General features: G+C 72.9%; 24 protein-coding genes. 15 read left to right on the top strand and 9 right to left on the bottom strand.

The window, feature by feature from the left end; translation table 11 throughout:
* Positions 1-34 precede the first annotated feature (34 nt).
* A complete protein-coding gene (locus AC6CQV_RS02210) occupies positions 35-1,951 on the top strand; it encodes an ABC transporter ATP-binding protein (RefSeq protein WP_061782046.1) in 1,917 nt (638 codons plus the stop codon).
* 60 nt (positions 1,952-2,011) lie between these two features.
* Here AC6CQV_RS02210 and AC6CQV_RS02205 read toward each other — a convergent pair whose 3' ends face one another.
* The 6 genes from AC6CQV_RS02205 to AC6CQV_RS02180 all read right to left on the bottom strand — a co-directional run bounded on the left by AC6CQV_RS02205 (position 2,012) and on the right by AC6CQV_RS02180 (position 4,368).
* Positions 2,012-2,209, bottom strand: a complete 198-nt coding sequence (locus AC6CQV_RS02205) for a CsbD family protein (protein ID WP_036314858.1) — start codon at positions 2,207-2,209, stop codon at positions 2,012-2,014.
* Between the two features lie 75 nt (positions 2,210-2,284).
* Positions 2,285-2,845 (bottom strand): hypothetical protein, encoded by a 561-nt coding sequence (locus AC6CQV_RS02200; protein WP_498260134.1) that lies wholly within the window; start codon positions 2,843-2,845, stop codon positions 2,285-2,287.
* Positions 2,842-3,444, bottom strand: a complete 603-nt coding sequence (locus AC6CQV_RS02195) for a DUF6286 domain-containing protein (protein ID WP_061782044.1) — start codon at positions 3,442-3,444, stop codon at positions 2,842-2,844. Before AC6CQV_RS02195 ends, AC6CQV_RS02200 begins: the two co-directional genes overlap by 4 nt.
* Positions 3,441-3,752, bottom strand: coding sequence for a hypothetical protein (locus AC6CQV_RS02190; RefSeq protein WP_061782043.1), 312 nt, complete (start codon positions 3,750-3,752; stop codon positions 3,441-3,443). The genes AC6CQV_RS02195 and AC6CQV_RS02190 overlap by 4 nt, the downstream gene beginning before the upstream one ends.
* A 2-nt stretch (positions 3,753-3,754) precedes the next feature.
* Positions 3,755-3,952: a DUF2273 domain-containing protein gene (locus tag AC6CQV_RS02185; RefSeq protein ID WP_060961015.1), complete on the bottom strand. Its 198-nt coding sequence runs from the start codon at positions 3,950-3,952 to the stop codon at positions 3,755-3,757.
* Positions 3,949-4,368 (bottom strand): Asp23/Gls24 family envelope stress response protein, encoded by a 420-nt coding sequence (locus AC6CQV_RS02180; protein WP_060961016.1) that lies wholly within the window; start codon positions 4,366-4,368, stop codon positions 3,949-3,951. The genes AC6CQV_RS02185 and AC6CQV_RS02180 overlap by 4 nt, the downstream gene beginning before the upstream one ends.
* 263 nt (positions 4,369-4,631) lie before the next feature.
* Between AC6CQV_RS02180 and AC6CQV_RS02175 the strand changes: the two genes are divergently transcribed.
* The 3 genes from AC6CQV_RS02175 to AC6CQV_RS02165 are packed head-to-tail and all read left to right on the top strand — an operon-like array spanning position 4,632 to position 6,084.
* Positions 4,632-5,177 (top strand): RNA polymerase sigma factor, encoded by a 546-nt coding sequence (locus AC6CQV_RS02175; protein WP_060961017.1) that lies wholly within the window; start codon positions 4,632-4,634, stop codon positions 5,175-5,177.
* A gap of 5 nt (positions 5,178-5,182) precedes the next feature.
* On the top strand, positions 5,183-5,755 hold the full coding sequence (locus AC6CQV_RS02170) for an Asp23/Gls24 family envelope stress response protein (RefSeq protein ID WP_061782042.1): 573 nt from the start codon (positions 5,183-5,185) through the stop codon (positions 5,753-5,755).
* Positions 5,752-6,084, top strand: a complete 333-nt coding sequence (locus tag AC6CQV_RS02165) for a hypothetical protein (RefSeq protein ID WP_498260133.1) — start codon at positions 5,752-5,754, stop codon at positions 6,082-6,084. The genes AC6CQV_RS02170 and AC6CQV_RS02165 overlap by 4 nt, the downstream gene beginning before the upstream one ends.
* 6 nt (positions 6,085-6,090) lie before the next feature.
* On the opposite strand, the gene AC6CQV_RS02160 is transcribed toward AC6CQV_RS02165, so the two are convergent.
* The gene (locus tag AC6CQV_RS02160; protein ID WP_205283370.1) at positions 6,091-7,983 is read right to left on the bottom strand and encodes a phosphoenolpyruvate carboxykinase (GTP); all 1,893 of its coding nucleotides are present in this window, start codon (positions 7,981-7,983) and stop codon (positions 6,091-6,093) included.
* Positions 7,984-8,104: 121 nt separating this feature from the next.
* Here AC6CQV_RS02160 and AC6CQV_RS02155 point away from each other — a divergent pair, with 121 nt between their 5' ends.
* From AC6CQV_RS02155 to efeB, 4 genes are all read left to right on the top strand, one after another.
* Positions 8,105-9,547, top strand: coding sequence for an XRE family transcriptional regulator (locus AC6CQV_RS02155; protein WP_060961021.1), 1,443 nt, complete (start codon positions 8,105-8,107; stop codon positions 9,545-9,547).
* Positions 9,548-9,716: 169 nt separating this feature from the next.
* A complete protein-coding gene (gene efeU / locus AC6CQV_RS02150) occupies positions 9,717-10,646 on the top strand; it encodes an iron uptake transporter permease EfeU (RefSeq protein ID WP_498260132.1) in 930 nt (309 codons plus the stop codon).
* Positions 10,643-11,872 carry an iron uptake system protein EfeO gene (gene efeO / locus AC6CQV_RS02145; RefSeq protein WP_060961023.1) on the top strand — a complete coding sequence of 410 codons (1,230 nt, stop codon included), beginning with the start codon at positions 10,643-10,645 and terminating at the stop codon, positions 11,870-11,872. The genes efeU and efeO overlap by 4 nt, the downstream gene beginning before the upstream one ends.
* Positions 11,869-13,170: an iron uptake transporter deferrochelatase/peroxidase subunit gene (gene efeB, locus AC6CQV_RS02140; RefSeq protein ID WP_492491781.1), complete on the top strand. Its 1,302-nt coding sequence runs from the start codon at positions 11,869-11,871 to the stop codon at positions 13,168-13,170. Before efeO ends, efeB begins: the two co-directional genes overlap by 4 nt.
* A gap of 13 nt (positions 13,171-13,183) precedes the next feature.
* Here efeB and AC6CQV_RS02135 read toward each other — a convergent pair whose 3' ends face one another.
* Positions 13,184-14,278: a DNA glycosylase AlkZ-like family protein gene (locus AC6CQV_RS02135; protein ID WP_498260131.1), complete on the bottom strand. Its 1,095-nt coding sequence runs from the start codon at positions 14,276-14,278 to the stop codon at positions 13,184-13,186.
* A 123-nt stretch (positions 14,279-14,401) separates the two neighbouring features.
* On the opposite strand from AC6CQV_RS02135, the gene AC6CQV_RS02130 reads away from it, so the two are divergent.
* Together AC6CQV_RS02130 and AC6CQV_RS02125 are read left to right on the top strand one after the other, a co-directional pair.
* A complete protein-coding gene (locus AC6CQV_RS02130; protein ID WP_082734233.1) occupies positions 14,402-16,432 on the top strand; it encodes a primary-amine oxidase in 2,031 nt (676 codons plus the stop codon).
* A gap of 5 nt (positions 16,433-16,437) precedes the next feature.
* Entirely contained in the window at positions 16,438-18,120 is a 1,683-nt protein-coding gene (locus AC6CQV_RS02125; RefSeq protein ID WP_498260711.1) for an amidohydrolase, read from the top strand.
* Here the strand turns inward: AC6CQV_RS02125 and AC6CQV_RS02120 are convergent.
* Positions 18,108-18,722 (bottom strand): TetR/AcrR family transcriptional regulator, encoded by a 615-nt coding sequence (locus AC6CQV_RS02120; protein WP_060960435.1) that lies wholly within the window; start codon positions 18,720-18,722, stop codon positions 18,108-18,110. The genes AC6CQV_RS02125 and AC6CQV_RS02120 overlap by 13 nt on opposite strands.
* A 230-nt stretch (positions 18,723-18,952) precedes the next feature.
* Between AC6CQV_RS02120 and AC6CQV_RS02115 the strand changes: the two genes are divergently transcribed.
* The 5 genes from AC6CQV_RS02115 to AC6CQV_RS02095 are packed head-to-tail and all read left to right on the top strand — an operon-like array spanning position 18,953 to position 24,694.
* Positions 18,953-19,966 (top strand): ABC transporter substrate-binding protein, encoded by a 1,014-nt coding sequence (locus AC6CQV_RS02115; protein ID WP_101306765.1) that lies wholly within the window; start codon positions 18,953-18,955, stop codon positions 19,964-19,966.
* Complete coding sequence (locus AC6CQV_RS02110; RefSeq protein ID WP_498260710.1) at positions 19,966-20,739, top strand: ABC transporter permease; 774 nt, start codon at positions 19,966-19,968, stop codon at positions 20,737-20,739. The genes AC6CQV_RS02115 and AC6CQV_RS02110 overlap by 1 nt, the downstream gene beginning before the upstream one ends.
* A complete protein-coding gene (locus AC6CQV_RS02105) occupies positions 20,739-21,578 on the top strand; it encodes an ABC transporter permease (RefSeq protein ID WP_498260130.1) in 840 nt (279 codons plus the stop codon). Before AC6CQV_RS02110 ends, AC6CQV_RS02105 begins: the two co-directional genes overlap by 1 nt.
* Positions 21,575-22,378, top strand: coding sequence for an ABC transporter ATP-binding protein (locus AC6CQV_RS02100; protein WP_060960433.1), 804 nt, complete (start codon positions 21,575-21,577; stop codon positions 22,376-22,378). Before AC6CQV_RS02105 ends, AC6CQV_RS02100 begins: the two co-directional genes overlap by 4 nt.
* Positions 22,379-24,694, top strand: a complete 2,316-nt coding sequence (locus tag AC6CQV_RS02095) for an arylsulfatase (RefSeq protein WP_498260129.1) — start codon at positions 22,379-22,381, stop codon at positions 24,692-24,694.
* Positions 24,695-24,706 lie beyond the last annotated feature (12 nt).

Below are 24,706 nucleotides of genomic sequence, written 5' to 3'. Positions count from 1 at the left end.
GATAGAGGCACCCGAACACCGCCCGAAAGCTCCCATGTCTTCTGCCAGCACCACCCGCCCGTCCCGCAGCCGCCGCCGTCCCGCCGACGATGGGCCCCGCGCGAGCCTGCGACAGCTCCTCCCCTTCGTCTTCGAGCAGAAGGGTGTGCTCGTCGTCGTGGCCGTGCTCAGCGTGCTCGCCGCGGTCGCGACGCTCGCCCAGCCGCTCGTCGTCGGCCAGGTCATCGACCGGGTGCAGAAGGAGGATCCGCTCGGGGTGCTCGTCTGGGTGCTGGTCGGTCTCGTGGTCGCGTCGTCGGTGATCAGCGGCATCCAGCACTTCCTGCTGCAGCGCACGGGCACCGCGGTCGTCTACTCGAGCCGCCGCCGCCTCATCGCCCAGCTGCTGCACCTGCCGGTGCAGGAATACGACGCGCGTCGCACGGGAGACCTGGTCTCGCGCGTCGGCACCGACACGACGCTGCTGTACGCCGTGCTCACCCAGGGCCTCGCCGACTCGATCGGCAATGCGCTCATCTTCGTCGGCGCGATCGTCGCGATGCTCATCATCGATCCGGTGCTGCTGGCGCTCATCCTCGTCGTCGTGGGGGCGTCGGTCGCGGTCGTGGTGGCCCTCAGCGGGCGCATCCGTCGCGCGACCGCCGTGCAGCAGGAGAAGGTCGGCGAGCTGGCCTCGGGCGTCGAGCGCGCGGTCGGATCGATTCGCACGATCCGTGCTTCGGGGGCCTCGGAGCGCGAGCGCGAGAGCATCGAGCACACCGCGCGGGGCGCGTACGAGGCCGGCGTGCAGGTCGCGAAGGCGTCGGCGTTCGTCGTGCCGGTCGCCGGCGTCGCGCTGCAGCTGTCGCTGCTGGTGGTCCTGGGCGTCGGCGGGTTCCGCGTCGCCTCGGGCGCCATCACGATCGCCGGGCTGGTCACGTTCGTGATGTTCCTCTTCTTCCTCGTCCAGCCCCTGGGCTCGTTCTTCGGGGCGATCACCTCCGTCGGACAGGCCCTCGGCGCGCTGGGGCGCATCCAGGAGGTGCTGGATCTGCGCACCGAGACCGCGTGCGACGCGGAGGTCGCGGCATCCGTCGCCGTCGGCACCTCGCCGATCTCGACCGCCGCCGCGCACGAGGACCAGACGCCGCCGGCGACGATCGAGTTCCGCGACGTCCGGTTCTCCTACCCGGATGCCGTGGTCAGCGCGCGCCGCCGCTCGGAGGCGGAAGCCGCGGCCCTGCTCGCCGAGGCGCACGCCGACGCCACCGTCGAGGTGTCGGACACCCCGGGCGAAGTGCTGCGGGGCGTGTCCTTCCGCGTCCCGCGCGGCGCCCGCGTCGCCCTCGTCGGGCCGTCCGGAGCCGGCAAGTCGACCACCCTGGCCCTCATCGAACGCTTCTACGACCCCACCGGCGGGGCGATCCTGCTCGACGGCGTCGACCTCCGCGGCATCGACCGCACGCGACTGCGCGCCCAGCTCGGCTACGTCGAGCAGGATGCGCCGACCCTCGCCGGCACCATCGCCGACAACCTCCGGCTGGCGTCGCCGACGGCCTCCGACGAGGACTGCGAGCGGGTGCTGCGCGCCGTCAACCTCGGCGACGTGCTGGAGCGCTCCCCCCTCGGACTCGAGGCCCCCGTCGGCGAGGCGGGCGTCATGCTCTCCGGCGGCGAGCGCCAGCGCCTCGCGATCGCGCGGGCGCTGCTGGCCGCTCCCCCGGTGCTGCTGCTGGACGAGTCGACCTCGTCGCTGGACGGGCTGAACGAGCAGCGCATGCGCGAGGCGATCGACGCCGTCGCGACCGGCCGCACGCTCGTGGTCATCGCCCACCGTCTGTCGACCGTCGTCGACAGCGACCTGATCGTGGTGATGGACCACGGCCGCGTCGTGGGCCAGGGCACGCACTCCGAGCTCGTGGAGACCGTGCCGCTGTATCGCGACCTGGCGAAGCACCAGCTGCTGGTCTGATCCGCCGACACGACGAAGGGCCCGCCGACGCCGGCGGGCCCTTCGCGTGTCACGGTCGGCTCACTTGCCGCCGAGCGCGTCCTTCGCGTCCTTCGCCGCGTCCTTGACGTCGGCGGCCGCGTCCTTCGCGTGGGCCTTGACCTGGTCGGCCTTGCCCTCGGCGACGAGCTTGTCGTTGTCGGTGAGGTTGCCGATCGCCTCCTTGGCCTTGCCGGTCAGGTTCTCGGCGGTGTTCTTGATGTCGTCTGCGAGGCCCATGGGGGTCTCCTTTCTCTGTGGTGGTTCTGGGTGTTCTTCTCAGGGATCCCCGGCAGGCGGGGACGTTCGACGGCGTCAGGCGACGCGGCGCTCGTGGGCGAAGGCGGACCGCAGCCCGCCCGTGAGCTGGACGACCAGCGGGAGGGCGAGCCCCAGGCGCCGATCGGTGTCGGCCACGGCGGCGGACACGCGACGCTGGACGAGTGCCAGGTCGGCGCGGGGGCGCACCTGCACGCGGACGCGCACGAGACGGCCGCGGCGACGACGGAGGGTGACCGCCGACACCGTCAGCACGTCGGGCACGTCGGCCAGCGAGCGCCGCAGCAGGTCGGCGACGACGCCGTCGTCGATGGCGATCCCCCCGTCGTCGACGGCCGCACGCACGTGGCGCTCGCCACGGGTGAGGACGATCGCGAGAGCGATCACGACGCCCAGGGCCAGGATGCCGGCGGCGATCCCGGCCTGTGCCCGGGGAGCGAGCCCCGTGCTGCGGACGGCGTCGGCGATCGGTGCCAGCAGCGGCATCGGCTGCCCGCCCGCCAGGACGGGCCAGGCGGCGGTGACAGCGACCGCGCCGGCCACGAGTGCGAGCAGGAGCAGGATCGCGCGATTGAGGACGCGGGCCCCGAGAGTCATGAGAGTCGTCCTTCCGCGGCGACGTCGATCCGCGCCGTCAGACGCGGCGCGGCGCCGAGTTCGGTGAGCAGGTCGTCGGCCGCGCGCGACACCCGCTCACGGTCGACCGGGAACCCGGTGGACGGGGTGAGCGAGACCCGGGCGCGGCGCCCGCCGAGCCGGGTGGTCACGTGGGAGGCGGCCACCGCCGCGGCGCTGCCGGCCGTGCGGGACAGCGCGCCCGCCATGACGGCGTCGTCGACGACCAGGGGCACCCGCCCGGCGGCGAGGGCCCGGCGGTGCGTGCGCCCGGGGGCGAGTGCGCCCCAGAGGCACAGGAGGCCGAACACCGCGGCGGTCGCGGCGACGATCGTCCCCGTCGTCCCGCCGCCGGTCAGCGCGGCGCCGATGGCGTCCGGGGCGACGAGCGCGGGCGGCTGCCCGAGCGCGGCGAGCACCGCCTCCACGGCGAGCAGGACCGCGACCGCGGCGGCGACCAGCAGGGCGACGGCCACCCAGACGGCGCGCGAGCGCCCCTGCAGACGCTTCGCGGCGGCCCGCTCGACGCGGTCGGGACGTTCCGCCGGGACGGCGTCCGCCGTCGTCGGTGTCGTGTTCACGAGCCGCTCCTTTCTTCGGTCACGAGATGTGTGATGCGCAGTCGGATCTCGCCGACGCGGGCACCGGTGAGCTCGGTCACGCGCTCGCCGGTGCGGGTGCGCGCCGATGCGGCGCCGGTGGCGATGGGCTCGGCGTCGCCGCGGATGCCGCTGGTGAGATCCAGGGCGAGCGCCCCGCCCGCGTCGCGCACGCTCGCGCGGGCCGCGCGGGCGGGAACGCCCAGCTCATCGGCGAGCACCGCCGCCGCGACGCGCTCGTAGGCCCGTGTGGCGATGGTGACCCGACCGGGGATCCGTGCGGCATCCATGATCAGCCCACCCGCCGTCCGCGGGCCGCGTCGATCGCCGCGCGCAGGTCGATGCGACCCGACACCGCGGCGCCGATGAGACCGCCGAGGGCGGCGAGCACCGCCACGAGCACCATGCCCCAGAACCCGAACGCCAGGACGGCGAAGGCCAGGACGGCGCCCGCGACGGCGCCCCACACCGTGGGGCTCGCGCCGGTCACTGGACGCGCTCCGGGGCGGGCGCGTCGTCGTCACCCGGGATGTGGACGTCCACGACGGTCACGTTGACCTCGGTGACCTCCATGCCGGCCAGCTCCGTGATGGCGTCGGCGACGGCCGCACGGACGTCGGAGGCCACGCGCTGCAGCTGCTCGGGGTACTCGGCGACGATCGTGATGTCGGCGGCGACCTGCTTCTCGCCGACCTCGACGTTCACGCCCTGGCCGAGGTCCTTCGCGCCGACGGCCTCGCGGATGCTGCCGATCACGCGGGCGGCGCCGCCGCCGAGGGCGTGCACGCCGGGGACGGAGGATGCCGCGATGCCGGCGATCTTCGCGATCACGGGGTCGACGATGACGGTCTTGCCGCCGCCGGCGACGGGAGCGGCGTTCGGGGTGGGGGTGGTCGTGGTGGCCATGATCTGTGTCCTTTCCGCACCCTCGGGTGAGGGCGTTCACGAGTGTGACGGGCGCCGCGGCCCGATCGTCACGGTCGATTCCCTGGCAGTTCGCTGAGTGCCGTGACGCCGGTGCCGGACGTGACCCCGACACCGTCCGCATAGACGCTGCGGGAGGCCGCGCGCAACCCCTTGGCGCGCCGCCGCGTTCGTGGCACGGTCGTCGTAGACCGGGGGGGGACCGTGCCGCTGCGGCACGAGGGAGCACAGGGGAAGGAGGGCGTGTGGAGACGCTGACGCTCGTCGAGGACGGCGTGCTCGCGGCGCGCGCCGCCGACGGGGACGAGCGCGCCTTCGCCGTGCTCGTGCGTCGCCACAGCGGGTACCTGATCGGCTTCGCGACGCGCCTGCTCGGCTCGCGCGCCGACGCCGACGACTGCGTGCAGGAGGCGCTCATCGTCGCCTGGCGGCGACTGCCCGAACTGCGCGAGCCCGCACGCGTGCGCTCCTGGCTGTCGACGATCGTGGCCCGCAAGGCCACCGACCGGCTGCGCTCGGCGCGCCCCTCGACGCCCATCGAGGATGCCGAGCCCGAAGCGCTGCAGCCGACGCCCGACGAGTCCGCCGTGGCATCCTCTCAATTGGACACGCTGCGGCGCGTGCTGGACGACCTGCCGGTCGAGCAGCGCACCGTGTGGCTGTTGCGCGAGGTCAGCGGGTACGGCTACGACGAGATCGCCCGCGAGCTCGGCGTCTCGGCCACGGCCGTCCGCGGCCGCCTGGCGCGAGCACGCGCGACCATCTACGACCGCATGCAGGACTGGAGGTGAACGAGATGACACGCGAGGAGATCGGAGAGTCGGGCCACACCCTCGAGGAGCTCGCCGCGTACCACGACCGTGGGCGCACCCCGGCGATCGCCGCCATCGAGGGCGATCCGCAGTGCCGCGCCGTCCTCGACTCGATGGATCGGCTCGGGGCGCTGTCGCGCGAGCTGGTCGAGCACGACGCCCGCACCGACGTGTCGGAGTCGTGGTTCCAGCAGATCCTCGGCGAGGTGGCTCGCGAGTCGCGGGCCGGACGCGACCTGCCGCTGATCGACGACGAGCCCGTTCGCATCGTCGTCACCGAGGGCGCGGTACGCGGACTCGTCCGCGACGCGGGAGACGACGTGGAGGGCGTGCTCGTGGAGCGCGTCGACGTGGACGTCGACACCGCCGCGCGGGTCGACGTGCGGATGACGATCAGCGTGCTGCACGCCGTCGTCCTGCGCGGCGACGGGCTGCCCGGCGTCGCCGACCGGGTGCGCACGCGCGTGCGGCACGCACTGGAGGAGTACGCCGAGTGGACGGTGGGCGAGATCGACGTGGTCGTCGATTCGCTGCGGGTGCGGGAGGACGAGCGATGAGCGACCTGTCGATCCCCGCGGCGGACGGCCTGCGCCCTTCCGACCTGGCGGCGACCGTGGATGCCGCCGCGCGCGCCGTCGCCGGCGTCGCGGAGCTGTACTACGCCGCGCCCCTGCCCGCTCGCCTGTGGCGGGCGACCGTCGCGCCGGACGGCGCCTACAGCGTCGTCGTGCGTCGTGCCGACGCCGTCGAGGCGACGGTGAGCATCGGCGTGACCGGGGGGCGCGTCGCCCAGGTGTCCCGCGAGGTCGCCGCACGCGTCCGCGACGCGATCGGCGACCCCGATGCCCGGGTCACGGTGCGCGTCAGCCGGATCACCCCCGGCTGAGCCCGCTCACGCCTCCCGCCGGAGGCGGTAGCGCAGGGCCGCGAGCTCGGCGTAGAGCGCGGCCGGGACGCGGCCCTCGAAGGTGCGGTAGAACTCCTCGGTGAGGTCGGTCTCCTGCAGCCACAGGTCGCGGTCGATCTCGAAGAGGGCGTCCAGATCGCGCTGCGGCACCTCGATGCCGGCGAGGTTGAGGTCGTCCGTGAGCGGCAGCCGCCCGATGGGGCTGTCCACGGCGGACACCCGGCCCTCGATGCGGCGGATGATCCAGTCGATGACGCGCGCGTTGTCGCCGAAGCCGGGCCAGAGGAAGCGGCCGTCGTCGCCCTTGCGGAACCAGTTCACCTGGAAGATGCGCGGCGCGCGGTCGAACCGCAGCTGCTGGCCGACCGCGAGCCAGTGGCCGAAGTAGTCCGCCATGTTGTAGCCGCAGAACGGCAGCATCGCGAAGGGATCGCGGCGCAGCTCGCCGACGGTCCCCTCGGCGGCGGCGGTGCGCTCGGAGGAGATGTTGGAGCCGAGGAAGACGCCGTGCGTCCAGTCGGTGGCCTCCACCACCAGCGGCACGTTGGTGGCCCGGCGTCCGCCGAAGAGGATGCCGTCCAGCGGCACGCCCTCGGGGGCCTCCCAGTCGGGAGCGATCTGCGGGCACTGACCCGCGCTCACCGTGAAGCGCGAGTTCGGGTGCGCCGCGGGCCGCCCGGATGCGGGCGTCCAGGGGTTGCCCTCCCAGTCGGTGAGCTCATCCGGCACCTCGTCGGTGAGGCCCTCCCACCACACGTCGCCGTCGGGGCGCAGCGCGACGTTCGTGAAGATCGTGTTGCCCCAGAGCGTCTCCACGGCCGCGACGTTCGTCGACTGTCCCGTGCCGGGCGCGACCCCGAAGAAGCCCGCCTCGGGGTTGATCGCCCAGAGCCGGCCGTCCTCGCCGGGGCGCAGCCACGCGATGTCGTCGCCCAGGGTCTCCACGCGCCAGCCCGGGATGGTCGGACGCAGCATCGCGAGGTTCGTCTTGCCGCACGCCGAGGGGAAGGCCGCCGCGAGGTGGAAGCTGCGCCCCTCCGGGCTGATGACGCGGATGAGGAGCATGTGCTCGGCGAGCCAGCCCTCGTCGCGTCCGATGACGGAGGCGATGCGCAGGGCGAAGCACTTCTTGGCCAGGATCGCGTTGCCGCCGTAGCCGGAGCCGAACGACCACACCTCGAGCGTGTCGGGGAAGTGCACGATGTACTTCTCGTCGTTGCACGGCCACGGCACGTCCTGCTGGCCCGGGGCCAGCGGGGCTCCGACCGAGTGGACCGTCTTCACCCACGGCTTGCCGTCGGCGATCTGCTCCAGCACGGCGGTGCCGACGCGGGTCATGATCCCGATCGAGGTGACCGCGTAGGCGCTGTCGGTGATCTGGACGCCGATGTGCGAGAGAGGCCCGCCGACGGCTCCCATCGAGAAGGGGACGACGTACATCGTGCGCCCGCGCATCGATCCGTCGAACAGCGGCGTGATGGTCGCGCGGATCTCCTCCGGGGCGACCCAGTTGTTGGTGGGGCCGGCATCCTCCTCCCGCGCCGACGCGATGAAGGTGCGCGCCTCGGTGCGGGCGACGTCGCTCGGGTGCGAGCGGGCGAGGTACGAGCCGGGGCGCCACTCGGGGTTGAGCTTGATGAGCTTGCCCTCCTCCACCTGCTCGCGCAGCAGCGCCTCGTTCTCGGCGCGGGAGCCGTCGACCCAGTGGATGCGGGCCGGTTGCGTGAGAGCGGCGATCTCGTCGACCCAGGCGAAGAGCTCCTCGAGACCCGCGCCGGCGGCCGTGGGGCGCCGTCCGAACCGGGCGGGTGCAGCGGGTGCGCTCCCGCCCGCGGGAAGAACGGCGGTGGGGCGGGTGAACAGGTCGGCGATGGCCATGTCAGCTCCTTCGGCGTGGCAGCGGATGTCTGGTGCGTCCCTTCCACTGTGCGGGCTGAATGCGCCCGATTATCAGCCACCTCGGTGTCAAGAATCGCTTTTCTTTCGCTATGCTCAAGGAATGGCGCCCACCCCCCTCGAGCTGTCGACCCTCGGACACCGCATCCGTCACCAGCGCGTCTCGCACGGCCTGACCCTCGACGAGCTGGGCGGCCTGGTCGGTGTCGCCGGCAGCCAGCTCAGCCTGATCGAGAACGGCAAGCGCGAGCCCAAGCTCTCGCTGCTGCAGGCGATCGCCGGTGCGACCGGCACCGACGTCACCGATCTGCTCTCCCCGGAGCCGCCGAACCGCCGGGCGGCCCTCGAGCTCGAGCTGGAACGCGCTCAGGCCTCGCCGGTGTTCCGGGCCCTCGGCATCCCGTCGATCCGGGTGACGAAGGCGACCACCGACGAGACGATCGAGTCGGTGCTCGGCCTGCACCGCGAACTGCAGCGTCGCGAGCGTGCCGCCATCGCGACGCCCGAGGAGGCGCGCCGCGCCAACACCGAGCTGCGCCTGCGCATGCGGGCGAAGGACAACTACCTGCCCGACGTCGAGAAGCTCGCGGAGAAGCAGCTGAAGGCGGCCGGCCACGTCACGGGGGCCCTGACCCACCGCACGGTGAGCATCATGGCCTCACAGCTGGGCTTCGAGCTCATCTACGTCGACGACCTGCCACATTCGGCGCGCTCGGTGACCGATCTCGAGAACGGACGCATCTACCTGCCGCCCGCCTCGATCCCCGGCGGCCACGGACTGCGCTCGATGGCACTCCAGGCGATGGCGCACCGCCTCCTGGGGCACACGCCGCCCACCGACTACGCCGACTTCCTCCAGCAGCGGCTCGAGATCAACTACTTCGCGGCCTGCTGCCTGATGCCCGAGACGGCCTCGGTCGCCTTCCTGGCCCAGGCCAAGAAGGACCGCAACCTCGCCGTCGAAGACTTCCGCGACGCGTTCGGCGTCACGCACGAGGCGGCCGGGATGCGGCTGACGAACCTTCTGACGCAGCACATCGGCATCCGCCTGCACTTCCTGCGCGTCGACGGGTCGGGGGCGATCAGCCGCGCGTACGAGAACGACGGGCTGCCGCTGCCGCTGGATGTCACGGGGTCGGTCGAGGGCCAGGTCGTCTGCCGGCGCTTCGCCGCGCGGTCCGCCTTCGCGGAGCAGAACCGCACCGTCGAGCACTACCAGTACACCGACACCCCGGCGGGGACGTTCTGGTGCTCGAGCCAGACGGGCCGCACGGCCGACGGCGAGTATTCGATCACCGTGGGCGTCCCGTTCGACGACGCCCGCTGGTTCCGCGGACGCGAGACGCAGAAGCGCGCGAGCTCCACGTGCCCCGACGAGTCGTGCTGCCGCCGGCCGGATGCCGCGCTCACCGAGCGCTGGGCGGGACGCGCCTGGCCGAGCGCGCGGGTGCACATGCAGATGTTCTCGCCGCTGCCGCGGGGAGCCTTCCCCGGCGTCGACGACGGAGAGGTGTACGCCTTCCTCGACCGGCACGCGCAGGGCTGAGGCTCGGCCGCGCGACGGGTGCGGGTTGAGCGTCGCCGCGCGGGCGGTGTACCCTCGCATCTTGTGAGGTTCGCCTAACCTCACCGGATCCTCCGTCAACGGGGGCCCGGTGGGACTGCGATGGGGCAGCGGGCACCGGCCTCTCTTCTCCTCACCCGAAGAAGCATCTGTGCTCGCCACCTTCCTCATCGGCCTCCGCGAGGGCCTCGAAGCCGCGCTGGTCGTCGGCATCCTCGTCGCCTACCTGGGCCGCATCGGCCGACGCGACGTGCTGCCGCGACTGTGGATCGGCGTCGGGCTGGCCATCGCCCTCGCCGTCGGCATCGGCGCCGTCCTCACCTTCGGCGCGTACGCCCTGACCTTCACGGCGCAGGAGCTGATCGGCGGACTGCTCTCGCTGGTCGCCGTCGGGATGGTCACCTGGATGATCTTCTGGATGCAGCGCACCGCGCGCACCATGAAGGCGACGCTGGAGGGCGGCATCGACCGCGCGCTCGCCACGGGCGGGCTGTGGGGCATCGTGCTGATCGGGTTCGTGTCGGTCGCGCGCGAGGGCATCGAGACGACCCTCCTGCTGTGGTCGATGGTGCAGTCCTTCGGCGACACCCCGACGGCGCTCGCGGGCGCCCTGCTCGGACTCGCGGTCGCCGTGCTGCTGGGGTGGCTGCTCGCGCGCGGCATGGTGCGGCTCGACCTGCGCGTGTTCTTCGGCTGGACGGGGGCGTTCCTCGTCATCGTCGCCGCCGGGGTGCTCGCCTACGCCGTCCACGATCTGCAGGAGGCGGGCGCCCTTCCCGGGCCGTTCTCCGCCCTCGCCCCGGTCGACGCGGCCGGCAACGTCGCCGTCGGCCTGTCGGCCTTCCCCTTCGGCTGGGCGTTCGACGTCAGCGCGGCCATCACGCCGAGCGGCCCGCTCGCCGTCCTCCTCCAGGCGACCGTCGGCTTCATGCCGCAGATGACCTGGCTGCAGGTCGTCGCCTGGGTCCTCTACCTCGCCGTCGTCGGCACCCTCTTCGTCCGCGGCCTGCGCCGCCGGCCCGCCCGTTCCGCGGCATCCCCCGTGATCCCGCCCGTTCCGCATCACCAAGGAGCATCATGACCCGCATGCGTACCTGGGGCGCCGTCGCCGCACTCGGCGCCGTCTCCCTCGTGCTGGCCGGCTGCGTCGCGAAGAGCGACGTCACGGCCTCCGACGCACTCACCGTCACCTCGACCGACACGTCGTGCGAGGTGTCCACGGCGACCGCGACGAGCGGGACCCTGACGTTCTCGGTGAGCAACGCGAGCTCGCAGGTGACGGAGTTCTACCTGCTCGCCGACGACGGGCTGCGCATCGTGGGAGAGGTCGAGAACATCGCGCCCGGCGCGTCGCGCACCCTGACCCTCGTCGCGCAGCCGGGGGACTACTTCACGCTCTGCAAGCCGGGGATGGTGGGCGAGGGCGTCGGCCGGGCCGGCTTCTCGGTCACGGGCGACGCCGTGACGGCGGCCGGTGACGACGCGGAACAGAAGCAGAAGGCCGTCGGTCTCTACGCGGCGTTCGTGAAGGACCAGGTCGAGCAGCTCGTGCCCGCCGTCGACGCGTTCGTGGCGGCCTACGTCGCCGGCGACGACGAGAAGGCGCGGTCGCTGTTCGCGAGCACGCGCGCGTTCTACGAGCGCATCGAGCCGGTCGCGGAATCGCTCGGCGACCTCGACCCGCGCATCGACTACCGCGAGGTGGATGCCGTCGCGGAGGGTCTCGAGTGGACGGGCTTCCACCGCATCGAGAAGGACCTCTGGGTGCCGGCACAGGACGCGCTCAACTCCGACGGCGCCACGTCGGCGTGGAAGGACTGGGCTCCGTCCACCGCCGCCGAGCGCGCGACTCACGGCGACAAGCTGATCGCCGACGTCGCCGAGCTGAACGCGTACGTGCACTCCGACGCCTTCCAGACGGCACTGGACGAGCAGGGTGTCGCCGGCATCTCCAACGGGGCGATCGCCCTGCTCGACGAGGTCGCGACGGGCAAGATCAGCGGCGAGGAGGACTGGTGGAGCGGCACCGACCTCGCCGACTTCGCGGCCAACGTCGAAGGCTCGAAGATGGCGTTCTCGCTCGTCAAGGACTTCGCCGTCTCCTCGGGCGACGAGGGCACGCAGCTCGCGGGACGGATCGAGGCCGGGTACGCCGACCTCGAGGCGGCGCTCGCGACGCACGGCTCGCTCAGCGCCGGCTTCGTGAACTACCGCGAGCTCAGCGAGAGCGACAAGCGTCAGCTCACCGATCTCATCAACGCGCTGGCGGAGCCGCTGTCCAAGCTCACGTCCGCCATCCTGCAGTGAGCGGGGAGCTCCCCGACGACGCCGCGTCGCCGCGCGCAGGCCTGAGCCGTCGGGGCCTCCTGGGCCTCGCCGCGGGCGTCGGCGCCGCCGGTCTCGCCGTCGGCGCCGGAGCGGGCGCCGCCGCCGGTGTCGCGGTCGGCCGGGCGCGCGGCGCGGCCGGCACCGCCTCGCCCTACGCGTTCTACGGCGCGCACCAGGCGGGCATCACGACGCCCGTGCAGGACCACCTGCACTTCGCCTCGTTCGACATGATGGACCGCACCACGCGCGCGGACCTCATCGAGCTGCTGCAGGACTGGTCGTACGCGGCATCCCGGATGACCCAGGGACTCGACGTCTCGGCGAGCGGAGCCGTCGGAGGCTCTCCCGAAGCGCCACCGGACGACACCGGCGAGGCGCTGGGGCTCGCCGCGAACGGGCTCACGATCACGTTCGGCTTCGGCCCGACGCTGTTCACCGCCGCGGACGGCACCGACCGCTACGGCATCGCCGACCGCGCGCCGGCCCTGCTGACGACGCTGCCGCCGTTCCTCGGCGAGGACCTCTCCCCCGACCACACGGGCGGCGACCTCTGCATTCAGGCGTGCGCGGACGATCCGCAAGTGGCGGTGCACGCGATCCGCAACCTCAGCCGCATCGCCTTCGGCCGCGCCCGGCTGCGCTGGTCGCAGCTGGGGTTCGGCAAGACCTCGAAGACGACCGCCGACCAGGCGACACCGCGGAACCTCTTCGGGTTCAAGGACGGCACCGCCAACATCCTCGCCGACGACCAGGCCGCCCTCGACGCCCATGTGTGGGTCGGCGACGGCGACGGGCCCGCGTGGCTGACGGGCGGCTCCTACCTGGTGGCGCGCAAGATCGCCATGCTCATCGAGACCTGGGATCGCGTGCGGCTGAGCGAGCAGGAGCGCATCACCGGTCGGGACAAGGCCCACGGCGCTCCCCTGTCGGGAGGCGAGGAGCAGAGCGCCCCGGACTTCTCCGCGGTCGGCGCGACCGGCCGGCCGGCGATCGACGCGCGCAGCCACGTGCGGCTCGCGCACCCCGACCTCAACGGCGGCATCCGCATCCTGCGGCGCGGGTACAACTACGTCGACGGCAACACCGAGCTCGGCCGGCTCGACGCGGGCCTGTTCTTCCTCGCGTACCAGCGCTCGCCCGAGCAGTTCGTGACGCTGCAGCGAGCGCTGTCGACGGACCTGCTCAACGAGTACATCCGCCACATCGGCTCCGGCCTCTGGGCCGTTCCTCCGGGAGCCGTCGCGGGCTCGTACGTGGGCGCCGGCCTCTTCGCCTAGCGTCGGGCGCCGCTCAGGCGCGCAGGAAGCGCGCGAACCGCGCGAGCGCGTCGTCGAGGGATGCCGCGTCCACCCCGTCGGCGAACGGCTCGGGCACGGGGTCGAGATGGTGGCGGCCGACGGCCGTCGAGTGACGCCAGGTGCCGACGACCTCGCCGTCGACGACGAGGACGGGGCGCACCAGGCCGTTCAGCGTGGGCCCCACGGCGGCCAGGTGGTCCGGCGGGCAGACGAGCGAGCGGTCGGCGTACGACAGGTAGTACTCGTCGAACGGGGGAAGCGCCAGCGCGGCGCCGGGCGGCGGCGGCACGGACGACGGGGACGGCGGGGACGGCGGGGACGGCGGACGGTGCGCCGCGTCGAGAAGATCGTCGTCGAGCTCGACCACCCGCTCCCCCGCCCCCTCCCGCGCCGCACGCGCCAGGCCGATGGGCAGACCCGCCCACCAGCCGAAGTCGGCGAGACCGGCGGGGCCGTGCCCGGCCAGGTAGCGCACGAGGAGCTCCGCGAGCGGATCGGCCGGGGCCGCGGCATCCGCGAGCCAGTCCTCGGCCGCGACGAGGTACTGCTCCCGCGTGGGCGCGCCCGCGCGCGGGACGACGGGCCCGAGCACCACGACCCCGCGGACGGCGAGCGCGGACAGCAGGTGGTTGCCGCGCGAGGCGCTGACGTCGCCGCCTGACGCGGAGACCAGGTCGGCGAACTCGGCGCGGGTCAGCCGGTTGCCGCCCGCCAGCGCGGCGCGCGCGGCCCGCTCGGCGCGGTCGATCGCGTCGGCGTCGATGCCGAGGCGGCGGTGCATCGCCGCGGACTGGCGCTGCTGGCGCTCGCGGGTGACGGACAGGATCCACGCGAGGTCTTCGGCGGCGACGATGTGGAGCGTCCCCCGCTGCGTCCAGGAACGCACGAGCGCGCCGCGCGCGAACGCGTCGTCGACGTCGGCGAGCGTCGGCGAGCCCGCCGTGCGGATGCCGAGGGCCCAGCGTCCCGCCCAGAACTCCTGGGCCTGGGTCGCCGCCAGCCGCCGCGCGGCGGCGGCGGGGTCGGGCTGCGCGGCGGGCAGGGCGTGCGCGGCCAGTCGAGCGGCGCGCAGCGGGTGCGGGTGCATGTGCTCATCCTGCCCCGCTCCGCCGACACGGTGCGCATCGACGGTCACGGAGTCTGCGCACCGCGTCAAGACCGGCGGGCGCCGACGCCGCACACTGGAGTGAGGACGATCGAGGAGACCGCCATGTCCCACCACGAACACCACGACGCCGCGGGCGGCAACCCGGACCTGATCCCGATCCGGGTCGCCGATGCGACGCCGCGCCATCCGCTCGACCCGCTCACCGCCGCCGAGATCGAGCGCGCCCGCGAGATCCTGGTCGACGCCGGACTGCTCACCGAGACGGTGCGCGTGCCGATGCTGCTGCCCGACGAGTACGACCGGGCGGAGCTGGCTGCGTGGTCGCCCGGCGACGAGATCGATCGGCGGGTGGACGTCACACTGCTGGATGCCGCGACGGGCGCGGTCACGGAGGCGATCGTCTCGATCACCCGCGGCGCGGTCGTCTCGCAGCGCGCGCACGACCCGTCGGCGGCGCCGTACGGTCAGCCGCAGTATCTCTTCGAGGAGTACGAGCGCGCCGCGGAGATCGTCAAGGCCTCCCCCGAATGGCGTGCCGCGATGACCCGGCGCGGTCTCGCCGACCGCATGGAGCTCGCGTTCTGCGGCCCGCTCGCCCCCGGTTTCGTCGGACGGGCGAACGAGGTCGGGCGCCGCGTGATCCGCTCGCTCACGTTCCTGCGCGACAGCGAGGACGACAGCCCCTGGGCCCACCCCGTCGAAGGCCTGATCGTGCACGTCGACCTCGTGAGCGACGAGGTGATCGGCATCGAGGACGACGGCGACATCCCCGTTCCCGCCGGCAGCGGCAACTACACCCCGGATGCCGTGGGCCCCGCACGCCGGAGCCTGAAGCCGATCGAGATCGTCCAGCCGGAGGGGCCGAGCTTCCACGTGGACGGCCACCACGTGCAGTGGGAGAACTGGACGCTGCGCGTCGACTTCAACGCCCGCGAAGGTCTCGTCCTGCACGATGTGCGCTTCGACGACCGCCCCGTCCTCGCGCGGGCGAGCGTGCCGGAGATGGTGGTCCCCTACGGCGACACGACGCCGACGCGTTTCTGGATCAGCTACTTCGACGCCGGCGAGTACCTGCTCGGCAAGAACGCGAACCACCTCGAGCTCGGCTGCGACTGCCTCGGGGTCATCCGCTACTTCGACGGCTACGTCGCCGACGACCACGGCCACGCGGTGCAGATCCCGAACGTCGTGTGCATGCACGAGGAGGACTACGGCGTGCTCTGGAAGCACACCGAGCCCGGTCCCATCGGCGCGCACGTGCGCCGCTCCCGCCGGCTGGTCGTGTCGTACTTCTCGACGATCGGCAACTACGACTACGGGTTCTTCTGGTACTTCTACCTCGACGGCTCGATCCAGGTGGAGGCGAAGGCGACGGGCATCGTCTTCGTCGGCGCCGGCATCCCGGGCTCGACCAACCCGCACGCGGCCGAGATCGCCCCGGGCGTCTTCGCGCCCGTCCACCAGCACCTGTTCTCGGCGCGGCTCGACGTGGCCGTCGACGGCGTCGACAACCGTCTGGTCGAGATCGACGCGGCGCGCATCCCCATGGGAGCGGACAACCCCTTCGGCAACGCGTTCACCTGGACCGAGACGCCGCTGCGCACCGAGCGGGAGGCGCAGCGCCTCGCCGACACCTCGGTCGCGCGCGTCTGGGAGGTGCGCTCGGCATCCCGGACGAACTACGTCGGCAAACCGACCGCGTACCACCTCATCCCCCAGCCGACGGCGCTGCTGATGGCCGACCCCGCCTCCTCGGTGGCCGCGCGCGCCGCGTTTGCGACGAGACACCTGTGGGCGAGCGCCTACGACCGCGACGAGCGGTGGCCGGCCGGCCGGTACCCGAACGCCCATCAGGGCGGCGCGGGTCTTCCGGCCTACACGGCCGACGACCGCTCGATCGACGGCACCGACCTGGTGCTCTGGCACACGTTCGGCCTCACCCACATCCCGCGCCCCGAGGACTGGCCCATCATGCCGGTGGACTACGCCGGGTTCTGGTTCAAGCCGTACGGGTTCCTCGACGTCAATCCGGCGATGGACGTGCCGGAGTCGAGTCAGGCGCACGCGGTCGGCACGGCGACGACCGGAGACGGCGGCTGCGGCCGCGGCGAAGACTGCACCTGCGGTCGGTGAACGACATGACGGCCGACGTCGTCCTGCGCGGCGGGACGGTGCTCACGCTGGACGGGTGGGCACCGGGCCGGACCGGTCGCGTCGCGGATGCCGTCGCGATCCGCGGCGGGGTCGTCTGCGCGCTCGGCGCGGCCGCCCGCGAGATGATCGGTCCCGGCACGCGGGTGATCGAACTGGACGGGCGCACGGTCGTCCCCGGACTCAACGACACCCACCTCCACCTCGCCTGCTACGCGATGGGACGCCACGGCCTGCGCGACGCGTCGCCCGAGCGCATCGGATCGTGGAGCGGGCTGTCCGAGGTGCTCACGCGCGACGCGATCGGTCCGGACGGCTGGATCCGGGCGCGCGGCTGGGACAGCGCGCGCATGGGCCGTGCACCGACCCGCACGGACGTCGACGCGGCGCTGGCGGCGAACGCGCTGTCCGGCACGCCCGCGGTGCTCTTCGACGCGACCGGTCACGAACTCCTCGTCGGCTCGGCCGCACTCGAGCGGTGCGGAATCGATGCGCGCACGCCCACCCCCGACGGCGGTGCCGTCTCCCGCGCGGCCGACGGCACCCCGACCGGCGTCTTCTCCGACGCCGCCACCAGACTGGTGCTCTCCGCCCTGCCCGTCATCGGACGCGATGCCCTGACCGCGGTGCTGCGGACGGCGCTGCAGGATCTCGCACGGCTCGGCATCACGTCGGTCACCGACCCGGCGATCGGGCCGGGTCACGCGACGCTGTTCGACGGGTCGGCCTCCTACGAGGCGCTGGAGGCGCTGCGGCGGCTGTCCGCGCAGGACCGGCTCACCGTCCGCACCCAGGTGCTGCTGCTCTTCTCCGGTACGGGCGGCGAGACCGCGCGCACGGTCCGCGAGGGGATCGCCGGCGCACCGCGCCTCGCCGCGGGAGAGGAGCGTCGCCTGCGCATCGCCGGGGTGAAGGTCTTCGCCGACGGCATCCCCCGCAGCGCAACCGCCTGGCACCGGGAGCCGTACGGCGACCCGCACACCCGGGGCCGCCTGGCCGTCGCGGGCGACACGGACCAGGCCCGCCTGCGCGAGCTCGACGACATCCTGGGCGTCATCGCCGAGGCGGGACTGCAGGCGGGTGTGCACGCCACGGGAGACGCCGCGTCGGATGCCGTCGTGTCGAGCCTCGCGAACCGCCCGGCGACGAGGGCGACCCGTCCGTACCTGATCCACGGCGACTTCCTCCCGGCGGACGGGATGGACGCACTCGCCGCCGCCGGGATCGGGTGGACGGCCAACCCCGTCATCTCCACGGCGGTGTGCCATCTCGGCCATCGGCTGTTCGGGCGGGAGCGCCAGGAGCAGCGCCAGCCGCTGGCGAGCGCCCTGCGGGCCGGCGTCGCCGTCACGCTGTCCTCGGACGCCCCCGTCGTGGATCCCGACTGGCGCCCGGCGATCATCGCCGCCGTCGAGCGCACCCAGATCGACGGGGCCCGCCGCGCGGGCGATCCGGAGGCGGTCACCGGGATGGACGCGCTGGCCATGATGACCGTGAACGCGGCGCGACTGGACGGTGCCGAGAGCTGGAAGGGGCGGCTGGCGCCCGGGTTCGCGGCGGATCTGGTGGTGCTCTCCGGCGAATGGCCCCCGGATGAGGAGATCGGCGCGCTCGCCGACCTGCGCACGGATCTGACGATGGTCGGTGGACGGGTCGTCTACGAGGGCTGAGGCACTGCCCGGTGCGGACGCAGGCCGTCCAGCAGATCGTCCAGCGCCGCGACCTGGCGCTCGGGCGTGGTGGTGTCGGGCATGAGCAGGCACATGATCTGCAGGCCGGCGTTGAAGCTCGTGATCTGGTCGATGACGACGTCGATGTCGACGTCGTCACGGATCTCCCCGTCCTCACGGGCCTCCGCGAGCGAGGCGGCCATCTGCCGTCGCCAGGCCAGCGCGTTCGCGCGGTGCGCATCCCAGAGCTCCTCGTCCTGCACGGCGCGATCCCAGAAGGCCACGACCACGCGCGCCTCGAGGGTGCGCTCGACGCCGAGCGGCATGATCTCGTGACACAGGGTGCGCAGGGCCGTCAGCCCGCGCTGACGGGCGAGCGCCTCCCGGGAACGCTCGTTCGTGCGGGTGTGCGCGCGGACGAAGGCCGCGGCCAGGAGGCTCTCCTTGTTCGGGAAGTACCGCTGCAGGGCCCCGTGGGCGAAGCCCGCCTCCGCCGCGATCTCCCGCATGGTGGCGCGTTCGAATCCGCCCCGCTCGATGAGACGCCACGTCGCATCGACGATGAGCTCGCGACGCTGGTCATGATCGACGATCTTCGGCACAGAAGCCCTCCGTTCTCCCCGCATCCTACGGCGCCCGCTTTTTCGTCTCCAATTGGTTACAAACCGTTACCCGAACGTAATACCACCCCGACAGAATCGGGACTAGCTTTTAGTCACCACATGGTGACGAAAGCAAGGAAGCCTCGTCCCCACCGCTGTCCGCCGTCACGACGCATCCTCGCGATGCCGACGCCCGACCCGCACCATCCGCACCCTCGAAGGAGATCCCCATGACCTTGCTCTCCCGCCGCGGCCGCACGCTCCTCGCCGCCACCACCGCCGCCGCGCTCGCGATCGCCCTGAGCGCCTGCGGCTCCTCCCCCGCCGACACCGGCGCGACCTCCGGAGGAGGCGCGTCCACCACGCTGAAGGTCGCCACGATCGGCCTGCTCGCCGACGGGGCCCTCCACCTCGGGGTCGAGAAGGGCTTCTTCGCCGAGGAGGGTCTGGAGATCGAGACCTCGGTCGTCGCGAATCCGCCGGCCGGTCTCGCCGCCGCGCAGGGCGGCCAGGTCGACCTCGCCTACGCCCCGAGCATCCCGGTGCTCAACGCCCTCAGCCAGGGCGTTCCGCTCAAGATCGTCGCCGCCGCGGACGGTTACCGCGACGGCGCCGCCGACGAAGCGGACGCCGCCAGCCTCGACGACAGCGGGCTCTACGCGAGCGCGCAGAGCGGCATCACGAGCCTCGACCAGCTGGCCGGCAAGACCATCGCCGTCCCGGCCCGCAAGGCGCAGCTGGAGGTCACGATCTCGGCGGCCCTCGAGGACGCGGGGGTCGATCCCGCGTCGATCAACTGGGTCGTGCTCGACTTCACCTCGGCCGCGGCGGCGCTCGCGGCGGGCAGTGTGGATGCCGCGGGACTCGTGACGCCGTTCACCGACCAGGCCGCGGCCGCGGGAGCGCACCTGGTGGCCTCCCCCGGCATCCAGTTCTTCCGCGAGGGCGCCGTCGGGCTGTGGACGGCGGGCGCGTCCACCGTGTCGGGCAAGGCCGACGCGATCGCGGCCTTCCAGCGCGCGATCGCCAAGGCGAACGCCTACGCGAACGAGCACCCCGAAGAAGCGGTCCAGGCCGGCATCGACGCCGTGAAGTCGTCCGTGTCCGTCGCCGACGCGACCGTGCCGTACTGGCCCACCGAGGTGCGCGAGGCCGACATCCAGCGCGTCGACGACACGCTCGTCACCCTCGGCTTCCTTCCCGCGCCGGTCTCGCTGTCGGGCGTCATCGTCCCCGCACCGTGATGAGCACCCTCGCCAAGCAGGCCGCCGTCGGCGCGGCAGGCGTGATCACCGCCCTCGGCGCGTGGCAGTACGCCGCCATCGGGCCGCTCGCCGGGTCGCCGCTGCCGCCCGCCACGGACGCGATCGCCGCGGCCGTGGGGCTGCTGGGGACGGCCGATCTCTGGTCGGCCGTCGCCAGCACCCTGGCGATGGCCCTCGGGGGGCTGGCCCTGGCCGCGGTCGTCGGCATCGCCGTCGGCATCGGCATCGGCACCTCGCCGCTCGCGCTGCACGCCACCCGCGTGCCGCTCGAGTTCCTCAAGCCGATCCCGCCGATCGTGATCCTGCCGGTCGTGGTGCTGGTGCTCGGCCCCACGGCGAGCATGGGGATCTTCCTCGTCTTCTTCGGCTGCGTCTTCGCGATCGCGATGCAGACCTCGGCGGGTGTGTTCGACACCGATCCCGTCGCCCTGGCGACGTCGCGCTCCTACGGCATGGGTCGCGGCGAGATCCTCCTGCGGGTCGTGCTGCCCAGCTCCCTGCCCTACGTGGGCACCGCGATGCGGGTCGCCGCGCCGACCGCGCTGATCGTCGCGGTGGTCGCGGGCCTCCTCGGTGGCGGTCCGGGGCTCGGCCAGAGCCTGCTGCTCGCGCAGCTCTCCGGCAGCCGGACGGCGCTGTTCGCCTACGTGCTGATCCTCGGCGCACTGGGCCTCGTCGTCGCCGGGGTCAGCCAGTGGGCCGAACGCCGGCTCCTGCACTGGCACCCGCAATACCGCGAGGGGGCGCGCTGATGGCGGCCTCGGTGCCCACCGGGCACATCAGCACGGCGCGCCTGCGACGCACCCGGGCCCGCCGCGTGCCGCGCGGCGTCCTGGTCGCGGTCGAAGCCGCCGTCCCGATCCTGCTCATCGCGGCGTGGTGGGTGGCCTCGGCATCCTCCACGAACGCGTTCTTCCCGCCGCTGCAGACCATCCTCCGCCGCCTCGTGGAGATGTCCGCCGCGCCCCGGTTCTGGCTGGACGTCGGATCCTCCCTCGGCAACCTGTTCCTGTCGTTCGCGCTGGCCTCGGTGCTCGGCATCGTGCTCGGCACGGTGTTCGGGCTCGTCCGCCCGGTCTCCTGGTTCGTCGATCCGGTCCTGCACTTCTTCCGCGCGATCCCGCCGGTGGCGCTCGTGCCGATCTTCGTGTCACTCATCGGCTTCGGCAACGAGACCCGCATCGTGTCCATCACCCTGGCCGCCCTGTTCCCCACGCTGATCGCCACGATCGACGGCGTGCGCGCGGTGGACCCGGTGCTGAAGATGGTCGTGCGCGCCTACCGGATGCCGCTGCCCACGCGCGTCGCGCTGGTCACCCTGCCGGCGGCGAGCCCCCGCATCCTCTCCGGGATGCAGGTCAGCCTCGTCACCGCCTTCATCGTCATGATCGCCAGCGAGATGCTCGGCTCGTCGAGCGGGCTCGGCGCCGCGACGCTGCTGGCCCAGCAGTCGTTCGCCATCGCCGACATGTGGGCCGGCATCCTCCTGCTCGGCGTCATCGGATACGCCACCTCCGCGCTCTTCGGCCTCCTGCGCAGGGGCGTCCTGCGCTGGTACATCGCCGCTCAGCAGATGGGAAGAGAACTGTGAACACCCTCAACGCCGGCTCCCGCCGCGCCGACACCGCGCGTCTGTCCGTCCGGAGCCTCTCGAAGTCGTACCCGACCAAACGGGGCGAGGTCCTCGTCATCGACGATCTGAGCTTCGACGTCGGCGCGGGCGAGATCGCCTGCATCGTCGGCCCCTCGGGAGTCGGCAAGACGACGCTGCTGACGTGTCTGGCCGGCCTGCAGCATCCGAGCTCGGGCGCCGCCTTCGTCGACGGCGCCGAGATCGACGGCCCTCCGCGCGAGATGGCGCTCGTGTTCCAGGAGTACACCCGCTCGCTCATGCCCTGGCTGACGGTGACGCGCAACATCGCCATGCCGCTCGCGCACCTGGGCCTGTCGCGGGCCGAACGGGCCGCGCGCATCGCCGCGGCCGTGCGCGCGGTGGGCCTGTCGGGCGCCGAGGACAAGTACCCGTGGCAGCTCTCGGGCGGCATGCAGCAGCGCGTCGCCATCGCCCGCGCGGTCGCCTACCGTCCGGAGGTGCTCGTGATGGACGAGCCCTTCGCCTCGGTCGACGCCCAGACCCGGTTCGAGCTGGAGGATCTGTGCCTGCGGATCCGCGACGAGTTCGGGATGACGATCGTCGTCGTGACCCACGACATCGACGAGGCCGTCTACCTCTCCGACCGCGTCATCGTCCTGGGCAGCAAGCCCGCCACGGTCTCCCGGATCCTCGAGGTGCGCTTCCCCGAACCGCGGGACCAGATCTCCACCCGCGCCCAGCCGGCGTTCGCCGAGCTGCGCGGAGAGATCCTCGCGCTCATCCGCGGGGCGCGCTGAATGACCGCGCACGCCCGCGGGTACGAACGCTTCCGCGGCCGGGCCGCGGAGTTCACGTCGCAGTCGACCCCGTCGTGGAACGCTCCGGCGTCGGCGCGCGCCGGAGCGCCGAACGTGATCGTCATGCTGATCGACGACCTCGGCTTCAGCGATCTGGGACCGTTCGGCAGCGAGATCGACACCCCGCACATCGACCGACTGGCGCGGGACGGCTGGGTGTTCACGAACTACCACACCGCCCCCATGTGCTCACCGTCGCGCGCCGCGCTGCTGACGGGGCTCAGCCCGCACCGGGCCGGCTTCGGCTACGTCGCCCACATCGATCCGGGCTATCCGGGGTTCGCGGGCGAGCTGCCGGCGGATGCCGCGACGCTCGCCGAGTCCCTCCGGGCGGGCGGCTACGCGACGTTCATGGTCGGCAAGTGGCACCTGACGGTGGAGTCGCGTCTGCACGACGGCGCGGACAAGTCGTCGTGGCCGCTCCAGCGCGGCTTCGACCGGTACTTCGGCAGCATGGACGGCTTCACGTCGCTGCACCACCCGCATCGCCTGGTGGCGGACAACTCGCCCGTCGACGTCCCCGCCTTCCCGGACGGCTACTTCCTCACCGACGACCTCACCGACCGCGCCCTCGGGATGATCGACGATCTGCGCGCCAACGACGCGACCAAGCCGTTCTTCCTCTACTTCGCCCACACGTCGGTGCACGGGCCGATCCAGGCCAAGGCGGTCGACATCGAGAAGTACCGCGGCCGCTACGAGGCCGGCTGGCAGCGCGTGCGCGAGGAGCGGTTCGCCCGCCAGCGCGCCGAGGGGATCGTCGGCGCCGACGCCGCACTGCCCGGCGACGACCTGCCGGATGCCGCGGGCATCCCCGCGTGGGAGGAGCTGACGGCCGAGGACAGGGCGCTGTTCGCGCGCCACATGGAGGTGTACGCGGCGGCGGTCGACGAGATCGATCAGAGCGTCGGACGGCTCGTGGCACGGCTCGAGGAGCTCGGCGAGCGCGAGGACACGATCATCATCGTCACGAGCGACAACGGCGGCACCGCGGAGGGCGGCCCGCACGGCACCCGCAGCTACTTCGCACAGTTCGGCGCCGACCTCGCCCTGCCGCCCGACTGGGTGCGCGACGTGCCGCGGGATCCCGAGCTGATCGGCGGCCCCCGTCTGTTCAGCCAGTACCCCGCGGGCTGGGCCCGGGTCTCGAACACGCCGTTTCGCGCGTTCAAGTCGTCGACGTACGAAGGCGGCGTCCACGCCCCGCTGATCCTGTCGTGGCCCCATGCCCCCGAGGGGGCGACCACCGGCATCCGTCGGCAGTTCGTGTTCGTGTCGGACCTGGCGCCCACGGTCCTGCAGCTGACCGGCACGCCCGCACTCGCGCACCGCCAGGGCGCGCCGACGGTCGAGATCGACGGATCGTCGTTCGCGGCGACGCTGTACGACGCCGATGCCGCCGGTCGGCAGCGCCAGTACTTCGAGTGCGTCGGTCGCCGCGCGCTGTACGACACCGGGCTCAAAGCGGTCGCGCCGGCCGCGCCGACGCGCGCCGAGGGCGCCGCGGGCGGCGTCTGGGAGCTGTACGACCTCGACCGCGATCCCACGGAGACGCGCGACATCGCCGGCGACCACCCGCACGTCGTCCGTCGCCTGGCGCAGCGCTGGCGCGACGAGGCCTGGCGCAACACCGTGTTCCCCCTCGACGACGACGGCACGCTCTACAGCGTGCGCCCCGCGTCGGAGGGCGCACTGTCCGAGCCCGTCGTCGTACCCGCGTTCCGTCCGCCGCTGGAACGCTACCGGTCGGCGCGGCTGACGGTGCTGCGCTCGTTCCACGTCGAGATCGACGTCACCGTGACCGCCGCCTCGCGCGGCGTGCTCCTCGCGCACGGCGACCAGGGCGGCGGGTACACGATCTTCGTCGACGACGAGGGCCTGCACCTCGCCTACAACGCCTACGGCGCGATGCACCGGTGCCCGTCCGCGCCGCTACGACCGGGACGCCGCCGCATCCGTCTGGACGTGACCGAACTGCCCGGGCTGCGCTGCCGCCTCGCAGTGACCGTCGACGCGGAGCCGGCCGGGAGCATCGCCGAGGTGCCGCTGCTGTTCGGAATGGCGCCGTTCACGGGGATCAGCGTCGGCTACGACTACGGCAGCCCCGTCGACTGGGAGCGCTACGAGCGCTCCGGGCCCGGCCGCTGGGAGGGCGGCGGCCTGAGCGGCGCCCGCTACGTCCCGGGCCCGCGCTCGGCGCACGACACGACCGTGCTGCGCGCGATCGAGGCGGCGGTGGCCGTCATCGGGGATTGACGACGATGACGG

The organism is Microbacterium sp. EG9, from assembly GCF_059759475.1.
This window is presented reverse-complemented; position numbering and strand designations above follow the sequence as displayed.

What these genes read in the sequence shown, in the direction of transcription:
- AC6CQV_RS02210 (WP_061782046.1), top strand. Translation starts at nt 35, where the DNA reads ATGTCTTCTGCCAGCACCACCCGCCCGTCCCGCAGCCGCCGCCGTCCC.
- AC6CQV_RS02205 (WP_036314858.1), bottom strand. Translation starts at nt 2,209, where the DNA reads ATGGGCCTCGCAGACGACATCAAGAACACCGCCGAGAACCTGACCGGC.
- AC6CQV_RS02200 (WP_498260134.1), bottom strand. Translation starts at nt 2,845, where the DNA reads ATGACTCTCGGGGCCCGCGTCCTCAATCGCGCGATCCTGCTCCTGCTC.
- AC6CQV_RS02190 (WP_061782043.1), bottom strand. Translation starts at nt 3,752, where the DNA reads ATGGATGCCGCACGGATCCCCGGTCGGGTCACCATCGCCACACGGGCC.
- AC6CQV_RS02180 (WP_060961016.1), bottom strand. Translation starts at nt 4,368, where the DNA reads ATGGCCACCACGACCACCCCCACCCCGAACGCCGCTCCCGTCGCCGGC.
- AC6CQV_RS02170 (WP_061782042.1), top strand. Translation starts at nt 5,183, where the DNA reads ATGACACGCGAGGAGATCGGAGAGTCGGGCCACACCCTCGAGGAGCTC.
- AC6CQV_RS02165 (WP_498260133.1), top strand. Translation starts at nt 5,752, where the DNA reads ATGAGCGACCTGTCGATCCCCGCGGCGGACGGCCTGCGCCCTTCCGAC.
- AC6CQV_RS02160 (WP_205283370.1), bottom strand. Translation starts at nt 7,983, where the DNA reads ATGGCCATCGCCGACCTGTTCACCCGCCCCACCGCCGTTCTTCCCGCG.
- AC6CQV_RS02155 (WP_060961021.1), top strand. Translation starts at nt 8,105, where the DNA reads ATGGCGCCCACCCCCCTCGAGCTGTCGACCCTCGGACACCGCATCCGT.
- efeO (WP_060961023.1), top strand. Translation starts at nt 10,643, where the DNA reads ATGACCCGCATGCGTACCTGGGGCGCCGTCGCCGCACTCGGCGCCGTC.
- AC6CQV_RS02135 (WP_498260131.1), bottom strand. Translation starts at nt 14,278, where the DNA reads ATGCACCCGCACCCGCTGCGCGCCGCTCGACTGGCCGCGCACGCCCTG.
- AC6CQV_RS02130 (WP_082734233.1), top strand. Translation starts at nt 14,402, where the DNA reads ATGTCCCACCACGAACACCACGACGCCGCGGGCGGCAACCCGGACCTG.
- AC6CQV_RS02125 (WP_498260711.1), top strand. Translation starts at nt 16,438, where the DNA reads ATGACGGCCGACGTCGTCCTGCGCGGCGGGACGGTGCTCACGCTGGAC.
- AC6CQV_RS02115 (WP_101306765.1), top strand. Translation starts at nt 18,953, where the DNA reads ATGACCTTGCTCTCCCGCCGCGGCCGCACGCTCCTCGCCGCCACCACC.
- AC6CQV_RS02110 (WP_498260710.1), top strand. Translation starts at nt 19,966, where the DNA reads ATGAGCACCCTCGCCAAGCAGGCCGCCGTCGGCGCGGCAGGCGTGATC.
- AC6CQV_RS02105 (WP_498260130.1), top strand. Translation starts at nt 20,739, where the DNA reads ATGGCGGCCTCGGTGCCCACCGGGCACATCAGCACGGCGCGCCTGCGA.
- AC6CQV_RS02095 (WP_498260129.1), top strand. Translation starts at nt 22,379, where the DNA reads ATGACCGCGCACGCCCGCGGGTACGAACGCTTCCGCGGCCGGGCCGCG.